Raw genomic sequence first — 19,554 nt, forward strand, 5'->3', positions numbered from 1 at the left:
GCAGTTCGCGGGACCGCTCGTCGTAGAGCCGGTCCGGCAGGCATAGGTTGGGGGGAGCCGGTGCGGGAGGCCCATCTTTGATACCACCCGCGCCGGGACCTGCATATTCAATTCGGTATTCGATATTCGGTATTCAGTGTTCGTTTGTTGTCGGTTGCGCGCCGCCGTAGCGCTCACGCCCGCCTGGGAATCACCTCGATGCCAGCCGCCTCAAGCCAGGTCGATACCTTGCTCCGGGCGTCCGTCACGATGCGGTCCGCGTTGGGATCGTCGTCGTTCCACATCTCGATCATAATGCGACCCGACCAATGCTGCCTGGCCAACTCGGCGAACGCTGTCGGGAAATCGGCGCTGCCTTCGCCCATGGGCACCCGGCGAGGCTCGCCCGGACGCACATCCTTGACATGGATGGCCAGCATACGGCCCTGCCCGGCCTTGAGCTCGGAGACGGCATCCAACCGCTGCTCGTAGAGGTTGCCGATGTCCGGGTACATGGTCAGCCAGGAGGAACCCACCTGATCGCAAATCTCCAACCCCTTGGAGATGGAAGTGATGTCGTTGCCGTCCACGTTCTCGATGCCCAGCATCACGCCCGCCTGGGCCGCGTACTGCGCAGCCTGGGCCAGGGTATCGAGGTAGCGGTCTCGCTGACCGGCGTCCGGCTCCTCGTAGTAGGCGTAGTAGCCGGCCACTTGGATGACTGGGATGCCGGCCTCATGGGAGAGGTCGATGGCCTTGCGGAAGATGTCGGCGGCTTCCCGCCGCACCTGGGGGTCGGCCGAGCCTGGGCCGACCTTGCGATGGCAGGACAGGCACATGCCGCCGATTTGGACGCCCTGGCGGTCCGCGGCCGCGCGGAAGGCACGGGCCTGGGCTGGGGTCCAGTCCAGGCGGGCCATGCGTTCGGCGCTCTCATCCACCGACAAGTCCATGAAAGAGAAACCATCGCGGGCGGCCTGGGCCATGAAGAGGCCCCAATCGCTCGGGTCGGCCACGGCCTTCAGGGCTTTCTCATAGATGCCGAGGGTAACGGATCCGGCGCTCATTGGGCCCAGACCTGATCTATGGTATCGCTTAGCTCGGTGGCGGCGGCCAGCGGATCGTCCGCTTGGACGATGCCACGGCCGGAGATGATGACGCCCACGGGCTCACCCTTGAAGAAGGGGATGTCCTTGGCTTTGACGCCGCCGGTGATGGTGACCTTGAAGCCCATATCGTGGAGCTCGCGGATGCGCCGCTTGTCATCCTCGCCCCAGGTGAGCTTGCCAGCCGCCTCGGCGTCGCGGGAGCGATGGACGATGACCTGGGTGGCACCCAGACGCCGCCATTGCCGGGCTTGCTCGGGGTCGTACTTCTCCCCCAGCTCAATCTGGACTTCGCCGCCGAACTCGTTGGCGACCTTGACCACCTGCTCGACTGTGGTCATGCTGGCGCCGGCCACGACCGAGACCCAGCTGGCCCCAGCCTCGAAGCAAGCCCGGGAGATGACCGCTCCGGCCTCGGCGATGCGCACATCGGCCAGGATGGTCTTATCGGGGTAGAGGGCGCGAATCTCGCGAACCGCCCTGAGCCCTTCGGCGATGATCAGCACGGTGCCGCATTCGATCACGTCGATTTTGGAAATCGCCGCGTTAAGCGGACGCAGGGCGGACGGCATGTCGAAGGTGTCGAGCGCTATCTGCAGCTGGGGACGCTCAAGTTGCTCCGCCATGGGTCTCATGCCTCCTTACGCAGGGTGAAGAAGCGCTGAGCGTTGGTCATCAGCAACTTGTCGACGTATGCGGGGTCGAAGCCTTCGGCGATCATGCGGGGGCCGTCGACGGCGGGATTGTAGTCCACGCCGCTGACCGAGCCATAGACCTTCTGGTAGGAGCGCTTGCCGGAGTCAGTGCCCAGGAGGATGCGGTCTTCGAAACCGTCCTTCTTGAAGGCGGCCAGCTCCATGAAGCGGTTGGAGTCGGGCTGGTACTTGATGCGGTTGGTGCCGTCGATCTCCAGGTAGACGCCCAGGTCGAGGATCTGCTCCAGGTAGTAGACATCGGCGTTGCGCTGGATGTGGCCGATGGCGATCTGGTCGGCGGGCACGCCCATGTCGATCAGGGTCTGGGCCTGCTCAAGGCCGCAAGTGCCATAGGTGGTGTGGGTGTTGATGGGGGCGCCGGTCTCGATGGAGGCCATGGCGGCCGCTTCCATGCACTTATGCTCGAAGGGCGTGATCTCGCCATACGCGGTCCCGACCTTGATGACGCCGGCCTTGTAGGGGGAGCGCTCGACGATGGGGCCGGAGTAATCGTTCTGGTCAATGCCCTCGCGGATGTCGGCGATCACGAGCTCGGCGATCTGGTCGGGGGTGTAACGGTTGATCCAGTGCGACTGAGTCTCCAGGTAGACATGCTCGCGGTGGAAACCGGTGGCCGCGATGACCTGCAGGTGGTCCACGGAACGGGCCACCTCGGACAGCTTGCGGGGATCACGACCGCAGTTGATCGGGCACATATCGACGACCGTGCCGCCATTCTTGCTCCAATTCAGGGAGGCCTGCGCGAAGTAGCCAGCCTCGGTCTCGGCCTTCTCGACCGAATCCAACTGGTGGTCGCCATCGATGTAGACCTCGCCAGCGCCCACGCGGATCAGGTGGTCGTGGCTGTCGACGACACCGAGGGTTGAAGGATCCACGTCACCGAGGATTGTACGTGCGATTGCCATGTGAACTCCTTTGTTGTGCTTGGTCTGCCACCATGCCGCGGACCCAGGTAGGCGCTCGCGGCCTTGGTAGTTGTAAACCTAGGGGAGTTCTAGCAAAAAGTATAGCTTCGTTATGAACATATGCTCAGAAAGTGGAAATCATCATTCGATCCCATGCGAGAATAAACATTGTTTCGAGCAATATGTCAGAACAAACATGAAACAAATACGCATCAGTTGGGTCATGATATAACATGAACATATGTTCAACAATGACGCCTCGCTGACATCATCGGACGAACGCCAGCGAATCTCCGAGATCCTCGACGTTGCACGCATGTATTACCAGCGAAACATGACCCAACTGCAAATCGCCAAGACCGTGGGCTACTCCAGGCCCACAGTCTCACGCATGCTCCAGGAGGCCCTGGGCCGTGGAATCGTCCGCATCACCATCTCCGACCCCCTGGAGCGCCTGCAGAATCTGGAATCGCAGCTGGTGAGCCGGTTTGGCCTGATGTACGCGCGGGTGGCCGAGCCTCCCGCCGGTGGAGGGCCCATCGACGTAATCCCCCGCTGCGCCGCCTCCATCCTGGTCGAGCACGCCTCGTCGGACTCACTGGTCACCGTCTCCAACGGACGGGCGGTGGCCGCCACGGTGAGGGAGGTGCCCGTCCAGGATTGGAAGAAGAGCACCGTGGCCCAGATGATCGGGTCCCTCTCGCCCGCGAACCCCATGACCGATTCGCCGGAGATCTGCCGCATGCTGGCGCAACGCCTCGGCGGCTCTTACACCACCCTGCCCGTGCCGATGATCCTTTCCTCAGCGCCGATGGCCAGGGCCATGCTCAAGGAGAAGCAGATCGCCGCCACCCTGGCCCTAGGAGGACGGGCGGATGCGGCCATCGTCGGCGTGGGAGCCGTAAACAACGGACGCAGCGGGCACATCTTCACCGACTACGAAGACGCCGGCGTCGTCGAGGAAATCACCTCCCTGGGCGCGGTCGGCCACATCTGCGGGCATCACATCGACGATTACGGACGGCATATCCGCACCAGCTTATGCGACCGGACCGTGTCGATAGATTTCAACCGGCTCAAGCGCATACCGCTGGTCATCGGTGTGGCTTGGGGGCATGCCAAGGTTCGGGCCATCCGGGCCTGCATGCGCGGCGGCCTCATCTCCGCCCTGGCCACCGACCGCTCCACCGCCGAAGAAATCCTCGCCCTGGATAACACCGGCAAGACCGCCGACGATGAGCGATGAACCCGGCGGGAGAACAACGAGAACCCGCCGCGCGTCCTACACCTCGCTGCGGCCTGTGAGAGCACGGCCCAGGGTGATTTCGTCGGCGTATTCCAAGTCGGAACCGACCGGCAACCCGGAGGCCAAACGGGTGAGTTTGAGGTCGAGCGGCCCCAGCAGGCGGCTCAGATAGGTGGTGGTTGCCTCACCCTCGATGTTGGGGTCCAGGGCCATGATGACCTCTTTGACCTCGTCGCTCTTCAAACGCTCCAGGAGGCCAGGAATGCGCAGGTCCGAAGGCGCCACGTCGGCCATAGGGTTGATCGCGCCGCCCAGCACATGGTACAGGCCCCGGTACTCGCGGGTGCGCTCGATGCTCATCACATCCTTGGGTTCCTCCACCACGCAGATGATGGAGCGGTCGCGGCGGGGGTCCTGACAGATGGGGCACGGGCTGACCTCGCACACGTTCCCGCAAATTTCGCAGAAACGCACTTTCGCTTTGGCGGTCATGACCGCGTCAGCCAGCTCCTGGGCCTGGCTTTCATCCGCTCCCAGGATGTAGAAAGCGATGCGTTGGGCGCCCTTGGGCCCAATCCCTGGAAGGCGCGCGAAAGCGTCGATCAGGTCCTGGATCGCTCCGTCATATGCCACTGCCATTACTGCTCAAATCCTTGCTGCCGCTTGCGTTTGTTAATGTTCAGAGGGTTCTTTGGATCGTCTGCGCTCAAATCCTCCACTTTTTTAACATCGAACATCTTGGCCAGCTCTTTCGGCCCCATCAGCGATTCCTCGCCCTGCCTGGCGTCATTGAGGGAATACTCATCCTCGTCAGGAGGCACCTGCGGGTCGGACTGGGGACGATCCGGCGGCACGAAGCTCCCGTGATCGCCGTCGGGGCCCGGCGAGGCAGGGGTGTCCGCCACGGGCGCGGCGGGCGCCTCGACCGGCGCTGACTGCGGCGCGTCCTCGATAGGCGTTGGATGGTCGACGACCCTCGACGTCTCGGCCGAGGCCTCCGCTGCTTGAGCTGAGTCTTGCCTTAGGACCGGGGTCTGATCCGGGGCTTGGGTCTGGACTGAGGCAGGGTTCGATGCTAAGTGACTGGCCCAGGGATCGTCCTGGTCGCTGAGGTCGGGCAAGCCCATCTTGCGGGCCTTGCGCTCGGCCTCAGCCTCCTCTTGGTCTTGGCTCTGCGACCCGTCAGCACCGCCGTGAGGCCCTAAATCCACGGTGGGTGACGAAGGGGTGGCCCACGGGTCATCATCATCCAGCTCGTCCGGCCTGACATACGACTCGGTCGAAGCGAAACCAGCGGCAGACAAGGGCGACGACCCCTGGATGGGGCCGCCGGAAGGGCCTGCACCCTGATCTACCGGCTCGCTGCCCGACGCATTACGGCCAGCGTCCGAACCCGGACCACTGGCGTGGTGAGCGTCGGAGTCGGAGGCGTCTCCAGCGGACTCCCCTTCCTGCGCGGAACCCTGGCTTGAGTGCTGCTGGCCTCTGGCATGGGGCTGCCCGGCGGCCTCACTAGCTGTGTGGGGAGCGACGCCGACGCCCAGGTTCATCGCGGACATGTTGGTCCGGGCCAGGGCTATCCGCTTCTTCACTTCAGAGCGGCGCTCGGGGCTCATCCTGGCCACCGACTCCACCTTCTCACCGTTTGCGGCCACGCCCGACGGGGCGATCATCGTGTCGGGGCCAAACTCCTGGCGGGCCCGGACCATCACGATGTTGGGCACCTTGGTCTCACCGTCCACCGCTCGTGCGGCGACGGCCAGAGCGAAAGCGTGCTGGCTCAACGGCTGGTCGAAGGTCAATGCCAGGACCAAGCGCCCTTTCGGATTTCGACGCAGGGCCACCCGGGGCACTTTCTCCCGAACCACGTATTCCTTGACGCCATCAGGCAGGGCCGCTACTAGAGCGTCCCAGCGCTGGTCAACGCTCTGATCCGCGTGGCCGGAGGGCTGCGCCTGAACCTGGGGCGCGGGCCGCGGTGCGCCGGATTGCGTCGGCCCCTGGGCCACCGGACTTGGCCCAGGCGCTTGCTCTTGCCTGCCATCGCCCCGAGGCGCAGATGGGTTCTGCCGTTTCGCCCCGATGAAGCCAGCGCCAGCAGGAGCCCCAACCATGGAAGTGCCCGCCCGCCCATCACTAGCCGCGGTAGGCGCCAGCTCCGAGTCCGGCACCAAGAGGCGGGCCGCCAGCAGCTCCAACCTCATACGTGGCGAAATTGCCCCAGACATCGAAGCCAACGCGTCGTCGATGATGTCGGCTATCCGTGTGAGCCTGCCCATGCCGAGGGCCTTGGCCTGCCGCTCCATGTCGCCGGTTCCCTCGACGCCCGCATCCTCGCTCAGCACGCCTTCGGCCTTGGCCCCAGCCAAGGTCAGGACCAGAAGGTCGCGCACCCGTTGCAGGAGGTCCTCAACGAAGCGCTTGGGCTCGAACCCACCAATCACAACATGCTGTACAACCCCATAGAGCTTGGGACCGTCCCCCTCGATGACAGCGTCGATGGCCTCACCGATCAGACTCTCGGGCGTGTACCCCAGGAGCGTCACGGCCGCGTCGTAGGTGATTTCGCCCTGGTCGGCGCCCACCATCAGCTGGTCGAGTACAGAGAGGGTGTCGCGCACCGAACCGCCCCCGGCCCGCATGGCCAACTTGAGCACGCCAGGCTCGGCTTCGATCTTCTCATCCTCGCAAATGCTCTCCAGATACGGCTCCATGACCTCTTGGGGCACCAGGCGGAAGGGGTAGTGGTGGGTGCGGGAGCGGATGGTCGAGATGACCTTCTCCGGCTCGGTGGTGGCGAAGATGAACATCACATGCTCGGGGGGCTCCTCCACGATCTTGAGCAGGGCGTTGAATCCTTGCTGAGTGACCATGTGGGCCTCATCGAGGATGAAAATCTTGTAGCGGTCGCGCACCGGGGCGAATCCGGCCCTCTCACGCAGTTCGCGCGCGTCATCTACCCCGTTGTGGCTGGCCGCGTCGATCTCCACCACGTCGATGGAGCCTGGACCGCCGGTCGCCAGGTCCCGGCAGCTATCGCACTCGCCGCACGGATGGCTGGTGGGTCCCTTGACGCAGTTGACGCCGCGGGCGAAGATGCGGGCACTGGAGGTCTTACCGCACCCCCGGGGCCCGGAGAACAAGTAGGCGTGGGTCAGCTTTCCCGCATCCAAGGCGCGGGAAAGGGGGACGGTGACCTGCTTCTGGCCGATTACCCCGTCAAAGGTGTCCGGGCGATACCGGCGATACAGTGCTAGTGCCATAGTTCTAAGGTATCCATTTCTTGCGACACAGGCCAACGCCCCTCCCACAGGTCCGGCGGCGCCGGCCCATTGCCCCAAGGGCGCGTTCACGGGCAGTCACGCGGCCCGGCCCTGGCCTCTTTGGACACTTGCGTGGCGAAAGGCACCTGGGTGGCCACTTCCACGCGCACGAGCGCATCCTGCCCTTCCACCTGGCAGGAGGCCAAGCTGGCCTTGTTGGCCGTCGCTACTGTAGTCGCAGCGGAGCATGGCGCGCCCGAACCTTCGTCCAGGGCGGACGCGGCCGCCAGGGCCGAGGCATCGGCGGCGGTCCTCGCCCGCGACTGGCAGACCAGGATGTTGCCCAGCGTAGCCACTAAAACCAACCCCAGCGCCACGATGGCGACCAGCATGACCCCCATCGCGGTACCGGAGCCCCGGTCGGCCCGACGCAGGACGGCGGGCAGGCGGCCGGTTGGGAGGTTGGCGCTACTCATCGAGCATCGCCACCGCTGAGCCGTTGACCCGTCCGGGCAGGACGCCCAGCGGGGTGGACAGGACCGGGCAGGAGACGGATACCTTGACCTGCTGGTCGGAACGCTCCAAGGAGGTCGCCGCCGAACCTCCCGCCACCCTGCTGGCCACGCCTGAGGGATCCCCCTCGCCCCGGTGGATGACCACCTCCCGGGCAGCCGACCGGGCCGCGTCCTGGCAGCTCAGCGAGACGCAGACCGTCTGGGTGAGGCCTAGAAGGAGGGCGGCGACAGCCACGACCGCCGGCAGGACCACCGCGAACTCCGCTGTCACCGACCCGCTGTCTCCACGGCTCAACCACGCCCGGACCCGCCGCCAACCTCCCAGGAGACCAAAGCGTCCGTCGGGCGGCCGCCGCCAGCCCAGCCAGGTAGGGCGAAGCCGCTCGAAAGCTCCCGACCGCAACCGGTCCATCATCAGGCCACACTGAGCGCCCGCTTGACCAAAGCCAGCAGAAGCTCACGAGCGGTGCCGGATTTGAGGATGGCCAGAAGGAGCCCAGCGAATGCTGTGGCGGCGATCAGGACGACCGCGTACTCGGCGGTGGCGGCGCCGGACTCAGGTTCGGCAGCCAACGCATGGACGCGGGATTGGAGGGAGCAGACCAGCCGTAGGGCCTTGTCCGAGAGCCGGCGACCCAGCCTGCGCAGCGGGATGGAGATCCTGCGCAAGGGTCGGACGCAGGCCAGGTAAACCGTCATAGCGACGAAGCGGAGACCCGCCCAGACCGTTTCCCGAGCCGCTTGCTCACGATGCATGGGGACGAGGGTCATGGCTGGTTGGGTTGCGATGGCAACTGGGATGAAATGCGAGACTGACATGTGCAATACCTTTCCGTTTGCCTGCCGCGATGCGGCAGATGGTTCACTCCGATTCCTCCGGCCCGGGCGGGCCACGCGGTCCGCCGACGCCTCCCCCAGGTGCAGCGGCCCGACAGGGCCTCTCGTTGCGGGGTGCTTCCAACTGTGCCCCTCGGATGCTTTCGGTCGAAGCCGTACCATCTCATGTGGTCGAACGTGGTACTTGTGGATAAGTGCCACGAACCGGGGCGGGGCGGCCCCACAGGCGCATCAGAAAGACAAGCCTCCAGCGAAAGAAGCGATGCACGGCAGGACCCCAATCAAGATGAAGGCCGGAAGGATGCACAGGCCGGTTGGCAGGAGGATTTTGACGGTCAGCCCGGCTGAGGCCTCGTCCAAACGCCGACGCTGGGTCTGGTCCACCTGCTCTATGGTGGTTTCGATCCGCCCCAGCGGCGAGACGCCATGCCTCCAGGAGGACTCCAGGCAGTCCCGCATGAGCGCGAACCGGGGCCCATAGCGGGGGTGGGAGCAGGCCTGGGTCCAGGCGGAATACCAGTCGGTCCCCTGGTTGAGCAGACGGGCCACCTGCTTCAGAGGGGTACCCAGGCCCGGCTGGACCACCGCTCCAATCCGGTCCAAGGCGTGGGGCACTGACGCCCCCTGCCGCACGCAGACCGCCAGCATCTCCAGCAAAAGCGTCAACGGTATGTCCAGATTCCGCTCCGCAGCGTCGAGCTCGTCCAAGGCCCTAGACGGGCGGGATAGGACCAAGCCCAGGGAGGTGGAGCCGAAGGCGGCGCACAAGACGGCGGACATGGGAAGGCTCACCATCTCACTGCGCCGCCTTATCGTCCAAGTCCCTCAGCAGGGCCCGCATCCAGAGCAGACCCAGCAGGTAGCATGACCCTCCCAAAGCCAGACAGAGCGTGCCGGCCCCCGGTTTGAGCAGGAAGGACAGGGGACGGGCGCCCAGGAGGGAACCGAAGGCCAGCGTCAGCAAGGGCAAGGCGGTCAGGAGCTTAACCGTGGCCTTAGGCATGGCGAACGCAGCCGCCTTGGCCTGGGCCAGTCGGGCCATCCTGCGATAAGCCGACCCAACCGCCTCCAGGCAACGCGAGGCTTCGCAGCCTAAGGTCACGCTCAACCGGCAGGCGACGACCAGCGCATAAGCGACCGCCTCGACCTGGTCGTTCGTCTCCTGAGGAAGGCGGCGCTCATCTAACATGGCGCGAGCCCGGGCATAGCTGACCCTGCGCGTAGCGAAGGACCGCCCGGCCTGTTCCTCGAAGGCGCCCACCAGACCACCGCCGTTGCGCAGGTAAGCGGAGAGGGAGGAGATGACCGCCGCCAAGCCAATGCGAACCAGCCCTCCCTGCCCACTGGCGCCCAGGCCCATCAGCCGGGAGCAGGAGGCGCTCCGGGCGGGCTGACGCAGGGCCAGGGCCAGAACGGTCCACGCTGCGGCCCAGAAGGGCGCTAATGAGCCCATCATCGCGCTCGCCCGACTTGCATGCGAATCGGACTGGTCTGCGCGGGCGGATGGGGACGCGGACGGGCCATGCCTCGCGCAGGGCCTGACGACGGACCAGCGGGCGGTGGCGCGGACGAACGAACCATTTCCTGCGCCTCAGCCGAGTGGGCCGGCCCAGCCGCCTTCTCCAAACCAGGCAGCCCAACTCCGTTAGGCACTTTCGTCACCTGACGCAAGGTCGCCGGATTGCCCGGACACTGACCCGTCGGCCCGACCCCCTCAATCCCCCAACGCCGGGCGAAACCGGGCCATAGAGGGCTATAGAGGGCCGGCCCGCCGCCATCCCAGACGCACACTGGCCGCCCCCGCAAACGCCCACGCCCATCGAGACCCAGCAGGCCGATCTGGGCTATGCGTCGGTGACTCCCGACGCGCTCCAGATGGATGACCGCGTCGAAAGCCCCCTCAACCAGGGCAGCGAGCGCCAGCGGGTCCAACCCCGCCAACAAGCCCAGGGTGGCCAAGCGCGCGGGCACCCGCCCCACACTGTCAGCGTGGAGGGTGACCATGCCGCCGTGGTGGCCGGAGTTGAAGGCGCGCAGCAGGTCGGCCACCTCCTCCCCCCGGCATTCCCCTAAGACGATTCGGTCAGGCCGCATCCGCAGCGTGGCCTTGATCAGCTCCGGCAGCCCCACCGCGCCCGCCCCCTCCACATTCGCTTCACGCACCGCCATGGAGACGTGGTCTCCATGGCCCTGCAAAGCCCCCAATTCGCGCACCTCCTCCACAGACACGATCCGCTCGTCCGACCCGCACTGGCCCAGGAGCGCCTTGAGGAGCGTGGTCTTACCCGAGCCGGTGCCCCCGGTGATCATCAACGTGGCCCTCCCAGCCACCAGCGCCTTGAGCACGCGCACCCAGCCGGCGGGACACAGCCCACCCGCCGCCAGCCCCTCCAGGCCAGGTCGGGCCCGATCAGGCAGGCGGATGGAGATGGAAGCGCCCGAAGCCACAAGCGGCGGGATAACCGCGTGGACACGCACCCCGCCCTCCGTGGAAGCGTCGGCGATGGGGCAGGAATCGTCCAAGCGCTTGCCTAACTGGGAGCACAGTTGAACCGCGTACTCGCGCACCATAGCGGGCCCAGTGAAGCCCGGCCGCACCCGTCGCTCCTGCATGCCCGAGCCCGTGTCCGCCCAGACCCGCCCGTCGCCGGTGACCGCGATATCCGTGACCGCAGGGTCAGCGGCCAGCGCCTGCAAGTAGCCGAACGCCAGACCCCGGTCGGCGTCCGTCCCCGCCGTCCGTCTTGCCCTCATGTCCAAACCCCCTTGGGGGAGCCGAGCCCAGCCAAGGCTTCTGCCCGATCCCCTATAGCAGCCAAGGGCTTGCGGTAGGAGCGGGGGATGCGCTCGACGCCCAAGCCCTCTAATATGCCCGTCGCCAGCTTGGCTCGCGGCTTGAGGACCGCCAGCAGCGGCCGCCCCAAGAAGTCCTCGGCCTCCCCCTGACTGACCGGCGGCGCGCCCCTCACCCCTCGCGGCGCCACGCCAACCACTTCCACAGGGCCGCTGGACCCCTCCTCGACGCGCCCCAGCAGGGCCCTTGTGCGGGCCACGCCCAGCACGCTCAGCTCAGCGAGCACCAGGCGAGGCTGCCCAGCCAGGGCCTCCAACCCCTCCAGCCCTTGCCCTCCGGCGCCGTCGACCAACAGCAAGTCGGACCGGGCGCCCATCGCCGCCAGGGCCGCATCCAGATCCCAAGCCTGCGGCGGCGCACCCTTCCAAGGGTCGGAACTCAGCACGGCGATTCCCTCCCACTTAGGCAGCTCGTGGGTCAGCGCGTCCGGGTCCATCCGCCCTAGCGGCGCCTCCAGCTCGCTCAAGCGCAAGCCCGGATCGGTCTCCAGCCCCAGCAATACATCCATGCCGCCGGCGGCGAGATCCGCGTCCACAATCGCGCAGCGCCAGCCCCGCCCAGCCAGAATCTTGGCGCACAGGGCCAAGCAGGTGGACAAGCCGACGCCCCCGCAAGCCGACAAGAAGACCAGGGCCGCCGGGACGTTCCCCTCCCCCGGCGGCCTGACGTCTGAAACCTCTTGCCCGCGCCTGCCCGGGTCCATGTAGAGCATCCGGCGGTCGGGCCGCCCGTGGCGGGCGGCAGGCTGCTGCCCCGCAGGCATTCGGGCGGCCCGCCCGCTTTGTTCATGCGTATATGTCATGTTTTGATTACACGCGCTCGCCTCTGACGCCGCCAACTTACGCGAGCAATGTGGTCGAATGTGGGCACCAACCGCGACACGCCGCGAATTCCGCCATTTTCCCTCCGGCCCCATCCCCAAAAGCAACATGTGCGCACAATTCTCCGGCCCAAGCGCACAAAACCCGCAAAGCCCCCTGTTCATCCGCACGCCACCGCACACTTCCGCACCGCCGCGCACGCTCCCCCGCCCCGCTTGCCAAGCCCGAAAAGCCTGCGATAATAGGAGTTGCAAGGCAAATTGAACAGAGCGGAAGCCCACAAAAGTGTATGGTCACAAGGACCGATACGTTGAACGGGGGCATGTGAAGAATGGCACTTACCGTTGCAACGATGAAGTTGTGAAGAGTTCCGCTCAGGGATACGAGCCTTGTGAGAACGGCTCCTTCGGGGGCCGTTTCTCTTTGTGGTCCCTTGTGTTTGCAAGCCGGGAGCCCAGGGCATACAGTACAATAGTATGGTTCAGAAATTCGATGCGCCCTCCCAGGCGATTCTCAAACGTCAAATCGCCGAGCACATAGCGGAGAGCGATAAGCCCAGCCGAAGCCCAGCCGAGCCCGGCGACGACAAGCCCTTGCCCAAAGACCGCTACTTCGACCGGGAGATCTCCTGGCTCAAGTTCAACAAGCGGGTGCTGGAAATGGCCCAGGACGAATCCCTCCCCTTGCTGGAGCGAGCCAATTTCGCTGCCATCTTCGCCTCGAACTTGGACGAGTTCTTCATGGTGCGCGTCGCCGGCCTCAAGCGCCGCGTCGACACCGGCATCGCGGTGCCCGCCCCCAGTGGCATGAGCCCCCGCCAGCAGCTGCGAGCCATCTCCGAGCAGGCCCACAAGCTCCAGAACGAGCACGCGCACTACGCGATCGACACGATCCTGCCGGCCCTGGCCGCCGAACGCATCGTGCTGCTCAAGTGGGACCACCTGACCGCCCCCGAGCAGGAGCGACTCTCCCGCTTCTTCCACCGGCAGGTCTTCCCGGTCCTGACCCCGCTGGCCGTGGACCCGGCCCATCCCTTCCCCTACATCTCCGGCAACTCACTGAACCTGGCCGTGCTGGTGGAGAACCCGACCTCGGGCAAGACCCACTTCGCCCGGGTCAAAATCCCCGACAACCTCCCCCGCCTGGTGGCCGTGGACGATCTGACGGACGAGGAAGGACGCGAGGAGCGCTACGGCTTCATCACGATGGAGAACCTGATCATCGCCCACCTGGAGTCCCTCTTCCCCGGCATGAGGATCAAGGAGGCGCGTTCCTTCCGCGTGACCCGTAACGAGGACATCGACGTGGAGGAGGACGACGCTGAGAACCTGCTCAACGCCATGGAAAAGGAGCTGCTCCAGCGCCGTTTCGGTCCGCCCATCCGCCTGGAGATCTCCGACACCGCTTCCCCCTTCCTCTCCCAGCTGCTGGCCAGCAAGCTGCGCGTGACCAATGAAGAGGTCTACCGCCTGCCCACCCCCCTGGATATGACCGTCTTGTACGAGCTCCAATCCATCGACCGCCCGGACTTGAAGCTACGCCCCTTCGTCCCCACCACCAACCGCCAAATCGCCCAAGTGGAGTCCAGCCAGGCGCAAGACGTGTTCGCCTCGATCCGCGAGGGCGACATCCTCCTGCACCACCCTTACGACTCCTTCTCCACCTCGGTCCAGGCCTTCCTGGCCCAGGCCGCCGCCGACCCGCAAGTGCTGGCCATCAAGCAGACCCTCTACCGCACCTCCGGCAATTCGCCGATCATCGACGCCCTGGTGGACGCGGCCCACGCCGGCAAGCAGGTCCTGGCCCTGGTCGAGATCAAGGCCCGGTTCGACGAGGAGGCCAACATCGCCTGGGCCCGAAAGCTGGAGCGCGCCGGGGTCCACGTCGTCTACGGAATCGTGGGCCTCAAGACCCACTGCAAGCTCTCGCTGGTGGTGCGCCAGGAGACGGACGGCCTGCGCCGCTACTGCCACGTGGGCACCGGCAACTACAACCCGAAGACCGCCCGCTCCTACACGGACTTGGGCCTGCTGACCTGCGACCCGGTGGTGGGTCAGGACTTGACCCGCCTGTTCAACCAGCTCTCCGGCTACGCGCCCAAGTCCAGCTTCCACCGGCTCCTAGTGGCCCCCCGCACCGTGCGCACCGGGCTGATCGCCCGCATCCAGCGCGAGGAGCGGGCCGCGCGCGAAGGCCACGAGGCGTGGATCAAAATCAAAGTCAACTCCATTGTGGACGAGCGGACGATCGACGCCCTCTACCGGGCCAGCCAGGCCGGGGTCAAGGTGGACATCGTGGAGCGGGGCATCTGCTCCCTGAAACCCGGGGTGCCAGGCCTGAGCGAGAACATCCGCGTGCGCTCCATCCTGGGACGTTTCCTGGAGCACTCCCGCGTCTTCGCCTTCGCCAACTCCCAGGGTCCGCAAATCGGCGAGGGCCCCATATCCGGCCCGGAGGTATGGATTGGCTCGGCCGACCTGATGCACCGGAACCTGGACCGGCGAGTCGAGGCCCTGGTGCGCATCACCGCCCCCGACGAGGTGGATTCGCTGATCAAGTACCTAGACCTGCAAATGGCCGACACGACCGCGTCCTGGCATATGCAGGCGGACGGCACCTACGTGCGGCACTCGCGCGACGACCAAGGGCGGCCGCTGGTTGACTGCCAGGAGTACCTGATAGACCGTCATTCGCGCGGCGGCAGGAACCGCTAGGCGCAGGCTCAAGCGCAGCGACTACAGCGGACGCGCAAGGTTGGGAGGACCGATGAGCAAGACAGTCGAAGCAGCCGGTGCCATCCTCTACCGTTGGCGGCAGGGTGACCCCTCAAGCGGGCAGGGCGTGCAGGCCGACCCCCACGCCCTGCTCAAGCGCCTGGAGCTGTGCATGGTCCACCGGCCCAAATACGACGACTGGTCCTGGCCCAAGGGCAAGCTCGAAGCCCATGAGACCCACGCCCATGCGGCCGCCCGCGAGGTGAGCGAAGAGACCGGTCGAGTGGTCCGCCTGGGCCCCTACTTGGGCGAATCCGAATACCCGCTGTCCAACGAGGGCAAGAGCAAGGGGTCGCACGGACTCGGCCGACGCAAGCACATCGTCTACTGGATGGCCAGCCTGGCTGGTCATGCCCGAGCCGACCGCCTCCAGGCCGTAATCGGCCACGTGAGCATCCCCGACCCGGACGAGGTCGACCAGGTGGCCTGGCTGAGCCCCAAGCAGGCGCGCTCCTGGCTCACCCACTCGTCCGACAAGCAGATCCTGGACCTCTTCGTCGACCAAGTTGAACAGGGCGCTCTGACTGGCGCGACCCTGATCATTGTGCGTCACGGCAAGTCCATCTCCCGCAAGGAGTGGAGCGGGGAGGACGCCCAGCGCCCCCTGACCCCCCGTGGCGCGGCAGCCGCCTATGCGCTGAATCGGGAGCTGGCCTGCTGGGCCCCGGACGACCTGTTCTCCTCCCCCTGGACCCGCTGCTTGCAGACCGTGCGCCCCTACGCCGCCGAGACCGGTCAGCCGATAGAAGAGGTGGATTGCCTGACCGAGACCGCCTTCGCCGCCCAGCCAGACCATGCTTACGCTTGGCTCGATGCGCTGATAGAGGACGCCTTGACCGCCAGGTCCACTAAACTGGTGTGTATGCACCGGCCGGTGCTAGGCGGCGTTTTCGACCACCTGCGCGGCCTGTGCGCCTCCAAGAGCATAGCCCGGCTCCTCGCCAAGAGTTCCCCCTACATGCCCACCGGCACGGCGCTGGCGCTCCACTTCGCGCGCGGAGCGGACAGCCCACGAATCATCGACATACAGAAGGCGATACCCATTGTCTACTAACGGCTCCAGCTTCGGCTCCTCCTCCATCCTGCCCTCCCGCACCGGCTTCGTAGCCGCGCACGGCGCCTCCCGCCCCTCCCGGCCCGGCCAGCTGGACCCGGCGATCGCCGAGCAGGTCTCCGGCGGCGTGGACCCTCAGGAAGTCAATGAGATGAGCCATGTCTCCGCCGCCTCATTACTTGATAAAGTCCACCACACGACCGATCCGGAAGTAGTGGAGCGGGTGGTGACGCTAATCGACCGCGAGGGCGTGGACATCGTGGCCGAGCTCTGGTCCGACTCCGCCCCGGACACCCTGCCCGGCACCCTTTGGCGGCTCTACCTTCTGCGTTCCTGGATGCGCCGGCAGGGCGACCAGATCAGCCGCCTGTGGCGGATCGGCGAGCCCAGGGACACGGCCGCCTCCGCCATCGCCGGCGTGGACGCGGCCCCCGATGCCGCCGCCATGGCTCGCACCGCCGACTCTATCCTCTCCGGCGCTTTCACCGGCGATTTCGCCCTGGCCCTGGAGCGCGCCGCCGCCTTCTGCGAGGTCATCGCCCGCGGCCTTCAAGCCGGCATTCCCACCTTCGACCAGGCCCCACAGTCGGTCCAGCACCTCCAGGCCGCTCAGTCAGCCGGCAAGGCCGGTAAGGCCCAGTCCGCCGACCGCAAGACCGTCTCCTCCCTCATGACCACCTCCCGGGACTTCACCCGAGCCGCCGGACTCTGGCGTCAGGGCCGCTTAGAGTAACGTCGTTACTTAAGTCGACTAAACCCACCCCATCCACCCTCGCCAACCGCCCCGGCTCCACCTCATCCGGCACCTTTACCGCGCCCCAGCGCTTGCGGCGCTGAGCGTAACACCCCACACAACTGGCGGCCGCGTAGAATAGGTAGTGCGTCGGGCCGTGCTTAAGCCCCGGGCTCCATTTATTGCCGCCGCGAGCGGCGTTTGCGCCGACAGGCGCTTTCGCGGTCCGACGTTTCACCCCTTTTTCCAACGTTCGCGGTCCCTCCTGGACACCGGTTTGACGGATATGTTGCAAGCGTTATCATTAAAAGCTATTGACAGGCTCGCATCCCCATGAACCCGGAGGCATTGGATTCACAGCGCTTGCAATCGACTAGGGAGCCGAAGGCCAGCAGACGTCCACAGTCGGACGCCGAAGCCCGTCATGTACCCAAGATATTGGTGTTTACAAGGAGGTTGACCCCCGTGTCAAAATACACGTTCGATTTGGCGTTCGATAAGCACGTCCCCAAGGTGGACCTGCCGCTGTCGGACCAGCGCAAGCGCTGGTTCACCGAGTTCATGAAGCCCTTCCTCATGGTGACCTTGCTGTACAGCACCATGTACTTCGTGCGCGACGACTTCAAAGCCGCCCAGCCCCTGCTCAAACAGCAGATGGGCCTGACCACCCAGCAGCTCGGCCTCATCGGTTTCGCCTTCTCGGTGGCGTACGGCATCGGCAAGATCATCGTCGGCTACATCGTCACGAACAAGGACAACAAAAAAGTCGCCTCCATCATGCTGCTGGCCGCCTCGATCCTGGTGCTGTGCGTGGGCTTCCTACTCACCATGAACAGCGTGCCGTTCGGCTGGTTCCTGTCCCTGTGGGCGGTCAACGGCGTCATCCAGTGCGCCGCTGGCCCCGCCTGTGCCGGCACCATCCTCAACTGGACCACCTCCAAGAACTACGGCCGCTACTACGGCGCCTGGTCCGCCTCCCACAACATCGGCGGCGGCCTGGCTGGCATCTTCTCCCTCTGGTGCGCCCAGACCTTCTTCGGCGGTCACGTCTACGGCATGTTCATAGCCCCGGCGATCGTGGCATTCGTGGTGGCCTTCATCTGCTTCTTCGTAGGCAAGAACCGGCCCGAGGACCTGGGTTGGGGCACCGCCGAGCAGATCTTCGGCGAACCGCCGAAGGTCGAGGACGAGGAATCCACCAACGACTCCACCTGGGAGCTCTTCCGCAAGTACCTGCTCACCAACCCGCTCGTGTGGGTCCTGTGCTTCTCGGATGTGTTCGCCTACGTGCTGCGCGTGGGCATCGACAACTGGTCCTCCTTGCGCGTCACCGAGCAGCTGGGCTTCTCCAACCAGGTCGGCGCCCAGGCAATCTTCTACTTCGGCATGGGCTCGCTGGTCGGCTGCCTGATCTGGGGCGCCATCTCCGACGCCTTCGGTGGCCGCCCCGGCCTGGTCTCCCTGATCGACCTGGGCCTTGCCGCCATCCCTCTGGCCGTCTACCAGGCCGCCAAGACCCCATTCACGGTCATGGTCTCCCTCTTCTTCCTCGGCATGTTCGCGTTCGGCCCCCAGGTGCTGATCGCCATCTCCCAGTTCGCGGTCGTCCCCAAGAAGGCGGCTGCCCTGGCTGGCGGCATCCTGGGCGCGTTCGCCTACCTGCTCGGTGATTCCACCGGAAAGCTGGTCCTGGCCCGCATCGCCGATTCCACCGCCTCCGGCATCACCCTGTTCGGACACAACTTCCACGGCTGGAACGACACCTTCGCCCTCCTCTACCTGGCCGTCGCCTGTTCCTTCGTGTTGCAGATCTTCGTGGCCATCCACGAGGAGAAGAAGATTCGCGCCCGCAAAAAACTCGCCGCCACCGATAAGTAAGGGTCACCCAATATGACTACAGCATCCCAGCCGGTCACCATCTACCTGGCCCGGCACACACAGACCACGTCCAACATCATGGACATCATGCAGGGCTGGTCCGATTTCCCGGTCACCCAGGAGGGGCGGGGCATCATCCGCCGCCTGGGCCGGGGCATGCGCGGCATCGAGTTCTCCGCCGCCTACTGCGGCACCCTGCCCCGCCATTACGAGACCGCCCGCGGCGTGCTCGACGGCTCGGGCAACGAGGGTGTGTCCATCCAGATGGACCCGGACCTACGTGAGGACAATTTCGGCTCCTTCGAGGGTCACAGCACCTCGGGCTCCATGCAGGCGGCGATCGAGCACATGGGGTACAAGACCATGGAGGAGGGCGAGGCGGACCGCGGCAGCAAGGTCCATCTCGACATCCAGGACGCCCTGTATGAGATGGACCAGGCGGACGTGCTCAAGACCACGCTGGCCGCCCAGGACCGCGCCGAGACCTCCGCCCAGGTGCAGGAGCGCATGAACGCGGCCATGACCCGCATCGCGCGCAAGGGCGAGCAGGAGGGCTGGGGCAACGTCCTGGTCATCAGCTCCGGCCTGAGCATCCGCCAGTTCCTCTACGTGGTGGACCACGGCACGGACTTCTCCGACCCCACCAACGCCACGGTCACCAAGCTGACCTACCAGGATGGCGCCTTCACCATCCACGGCCGCGTGTGCTCCTCGGAGTACTACGACCGCGGTGGCGAGGAGTAACCCAAGCCGATCCCAGACCCCGGCGGTCCGCTACCAGGCGGACTGGCCGGGGTTTTGGCTTATTACCAGCGTCTTCACCTGGATCTCCCACAAGCCGGGCCGGGGCTGTGTCCCAAGCGCATGCCGTGC

General features: G+C 65.7%; 17 protein-coding genes and 1 pseudogene. 6 read left to right on the forward strand and 12 right to left on the reverse strand.

All coding sequences use genetic code 11. From position 1 onward, the window contains the following. Nucleotides 1–173 precede the first annotated feature (173 nt). From AB656_RS05130 to AB656_RS05140, 3 genes are read right to left on the reverse strand one after another with little or no spacing between them, the layout of a single operon-like run. Nucleotides 174–1,046, reverse strand: coding sequence for an L-ribulose-5-phosphate 3-epimerase (locus AB656_RS05130; protein ID WP_033504005.1), 873 nt, complete (start codon nt 1,044–1,046; stop codon nt 174–176). Then, on the reverse strand, nt 1,043–1,711 hold the full coding sequence (locus tag AB656_RS05135) for a 3-dehydro-L-gulonate-6-phosphate decarboxylase (protein WP_033504004.1): 669 nt from the start codon (nt 1,709–1,711) through the stop codon (nt 1,043–1,045). The genes AB656_RS05130 and AB656_RS05135 overlap by 4 nt, the downstream gene beginning before the upstream one ends. 5 nt (nt 1,712–1,716) lie before the next feature. Beyond that, on the reverse strand, nt 1,717–2,706 hold the full coding sequence (locus tag AB656_RS05140) for a phosphotriesterase family protein (RefSeq protein WP_033504002.1): 990 nt from the start codon (nt 2,704–2,706) through the stop codon (nt 1,717–1,719). A 241-nt stretch (nt 2,707–2,947) separates the two neighbouring features. Here AB656_RS05140 and AB656_RS05145 point away from each other — a divergent pair, with 241 nt between their 5' ends. Continuing rightward, the gene (locus AB656_RS05145; protein WP_033504001.1) at nt 2,948–3,952 is read left to right on the forward strand and encodes a sugar-binding transcriptional regulator; all 1,005 of its coding nucleotides are present in this window, start codon (nt 2,948–2,950) and stop codon (nt 3,950–3,952) included. Between the two features lie 36 nt (nt 3,953–3,988). Here AB656_RS05145 and recR read toward each other — a convergent pair whose 3' ends face one another. From recR to AB656_RS05190, 9 genes and pseudogenes are all read right to left on the reverse strand, one after another. Beyond that, the gene (gene recR / locus AB656_RS05150; RefSeq protein WP_033504000.1) at nt 3,989–4,591 is read right to left on the reverse strand and encodes a recombination mediator RecR; all 603 of its coding nucleotides are present in this window, start codon (nt 4,589–4,591) and stop codon (nt 3,989–3,991) included. After that, nucleotides 4,591–7,215: a DNA polymerase III subunit gamma/tau gene (dnaX, locus tag AB656_RS05155; protein WP_033503999.1), complete on the reverse strand. Its 2,625-nt coding sequence runs from the start codon at nt 7,213–7,215 to the stop codon at nt 4,591–4,593. Before dnaX ends, recR begins: the two co-directional genes overlap by 1 nt. 86 nt (nt 7,216–7,301) lie before the next feature. After that, on the reverse strand, nt 7,302–7,691 hold the full coding sequence (locus AB656_RS05160; protein ID WP_051905383.1) for an Rv3654c family TadE-like protein: 390 nt from the start codon (nt 7,689–7,691) through the stop codon (nt 7,302–7,304). Further along, nucleotides 7,684–8,001 carry a TadE family type IV pilus minor pilin gene (locus AB656_RS05165; protein ID WP_236681855.1) on the reverse strand — a complete coding sequence of 106 codons (318 nt, stop codon included), beginning with the start codon at nt 7,999–8,001 and terminating at the stop codon, nt 7,684–7,686. Before AB656_RS05165 ends, AB656_RS05160 begins: the two co-directional genes overlap by 8 nt. A 143-nt stretch (nt 8,002–8,144) precedes the next feature. Beyond that, a complete protein-coding gene (locus AB656_RS05170; protein WP_236681856.1) occupies nt 8,145–8,549 on the reverse strand; it encodes a DUF4244 domain-containing protein in 405 nt (134 codons plus the stop codon). A 249-nt stretch (nt 8,550–8,798) separates the two neighbouring features. Beyond that, nucleotides 8,799–9,362: a type II secretion system F family protein gene (locus AB656_RS05175; protein ID WP_051905384.1), complete on the reverse strand. Its 564-nt coding sequence runs from the start codon at nt 9,360–9,362 to the stop codon at nt 8,799–8,801. Between the two features lies 1 nt (nt 9,363). Beyond that, nucleotides 9,364–10,023, reverse strand: a complete 660-nt coding sequence (locus tag AB656_RS05180; RefSeq protein WP_144418943.1) for a pilus assembly protein — start codon at nt 10,021–10,023, stop codon at nt 9,364–9,366. Nucleotides 10,024–10,283: 260 nt separating this feature from the next. Next, a pseudogene (locus AB656_RS05185) lies at nt 10,284–11,321 on the reverse strand (CpaF family protein); the annotation flags it as partial. Then, complete coding sequence (locus AB656_RS05190; protein WP_144418944.1) at nt 11,318–12,223, reverse strand: CpaE-like family protein; 906 nt, start codon at nt 12,221–12,223, stop codon at nt 11,318–11,320. The gene AB656_RS05190 and the pseudogene AB656_RS05185, both read right to left, overlap by 4 nt. A gap of 495 nt (nt 12,224–12,718) precedes the next feature. Between AB656_RS05190 and AB656_RS05195 the strand changes: the two genes are divergently transcribed. From AB656_RS05195 to AB656_RS05215, 5 genes are all read left to right on the forward strand, one after another. After that, nucleotides 12,719–14,956 (forward strand): RNA degradosome polyphosphate kinase, encoded by a 2,238-nt coding sequence (locus AB656_RS05195; RefSeq protein ID WP_033503998.1) that lies wholly within the window; start codon nt 12,719–12,721, stop codon nt 14,954–14,956. 52 nt (nt 14,957–15,008) lie between these two features. Beyond that, nucleotides 15,009–16,070: an NUDIX hydrolase gene (locus AB656_RS05200; RefSeq protein WP_033503997.1), complete on the forward strand. Its 1,062-nt coding sequence runs from the start codon at nt 15,009–15,011 to the stop codon at nt 16,068–16,070. Beyond that, nucleotides 16,060–16,803, forward strand: coding sequence for a hypothetical protein (locus AB656_RS05205; RefSeq protein WP_033503996.1), 744 nt, complete (start codon nt 16,060–16,062; stop codon nt 16,801–16,803). The genes AB656_RS05200 and AB656_RS05205 overlap by 11 nt, the downstream gene beginning before the upstream one ends. A gap of 465 nt (nt 16,804–17,268) precedes the next feature. Further along, the gene (gene uhpT / locus AB656_RS05210; RefSeq protein ID WP_201777318.1) at nt 17,269–18,681 is read left to right on the forward strand and encodes a hexose-6-phosphate:phosphate antiporter; all 1,413 of its coding nucleotides are present in this window, start codon (nt 17,269–17,271) and stop codon (nt 18,679–18,681) included. Nucleotides 18,682–18,693: 12 nt separating this feature from the next. Then, nucleotides 18,694–19,425 (forward strand): histidine phosphatase family protein, encoded by a 732-nt coding sequence (locus tag AB656_RS05215; protein WP_051905386.1) that lies wholly within the window; start codon nt 18,694–18,696, stop codon nt 19,423–19,425. Nucleotides 19,426–19,554: the final 129 nt, after the last annotated feature.

Source organism: Bifidobacterium actinocoloniiforme DSM 22766 (assembly GCF_001263395.1).
GTDB lineage: Bacteria > Actinomycetota > Actinomycetes > Actinomycetales > Bifidobacteriaceae > Bombiscardovia > Bombiscardovia actinocoloniiformis.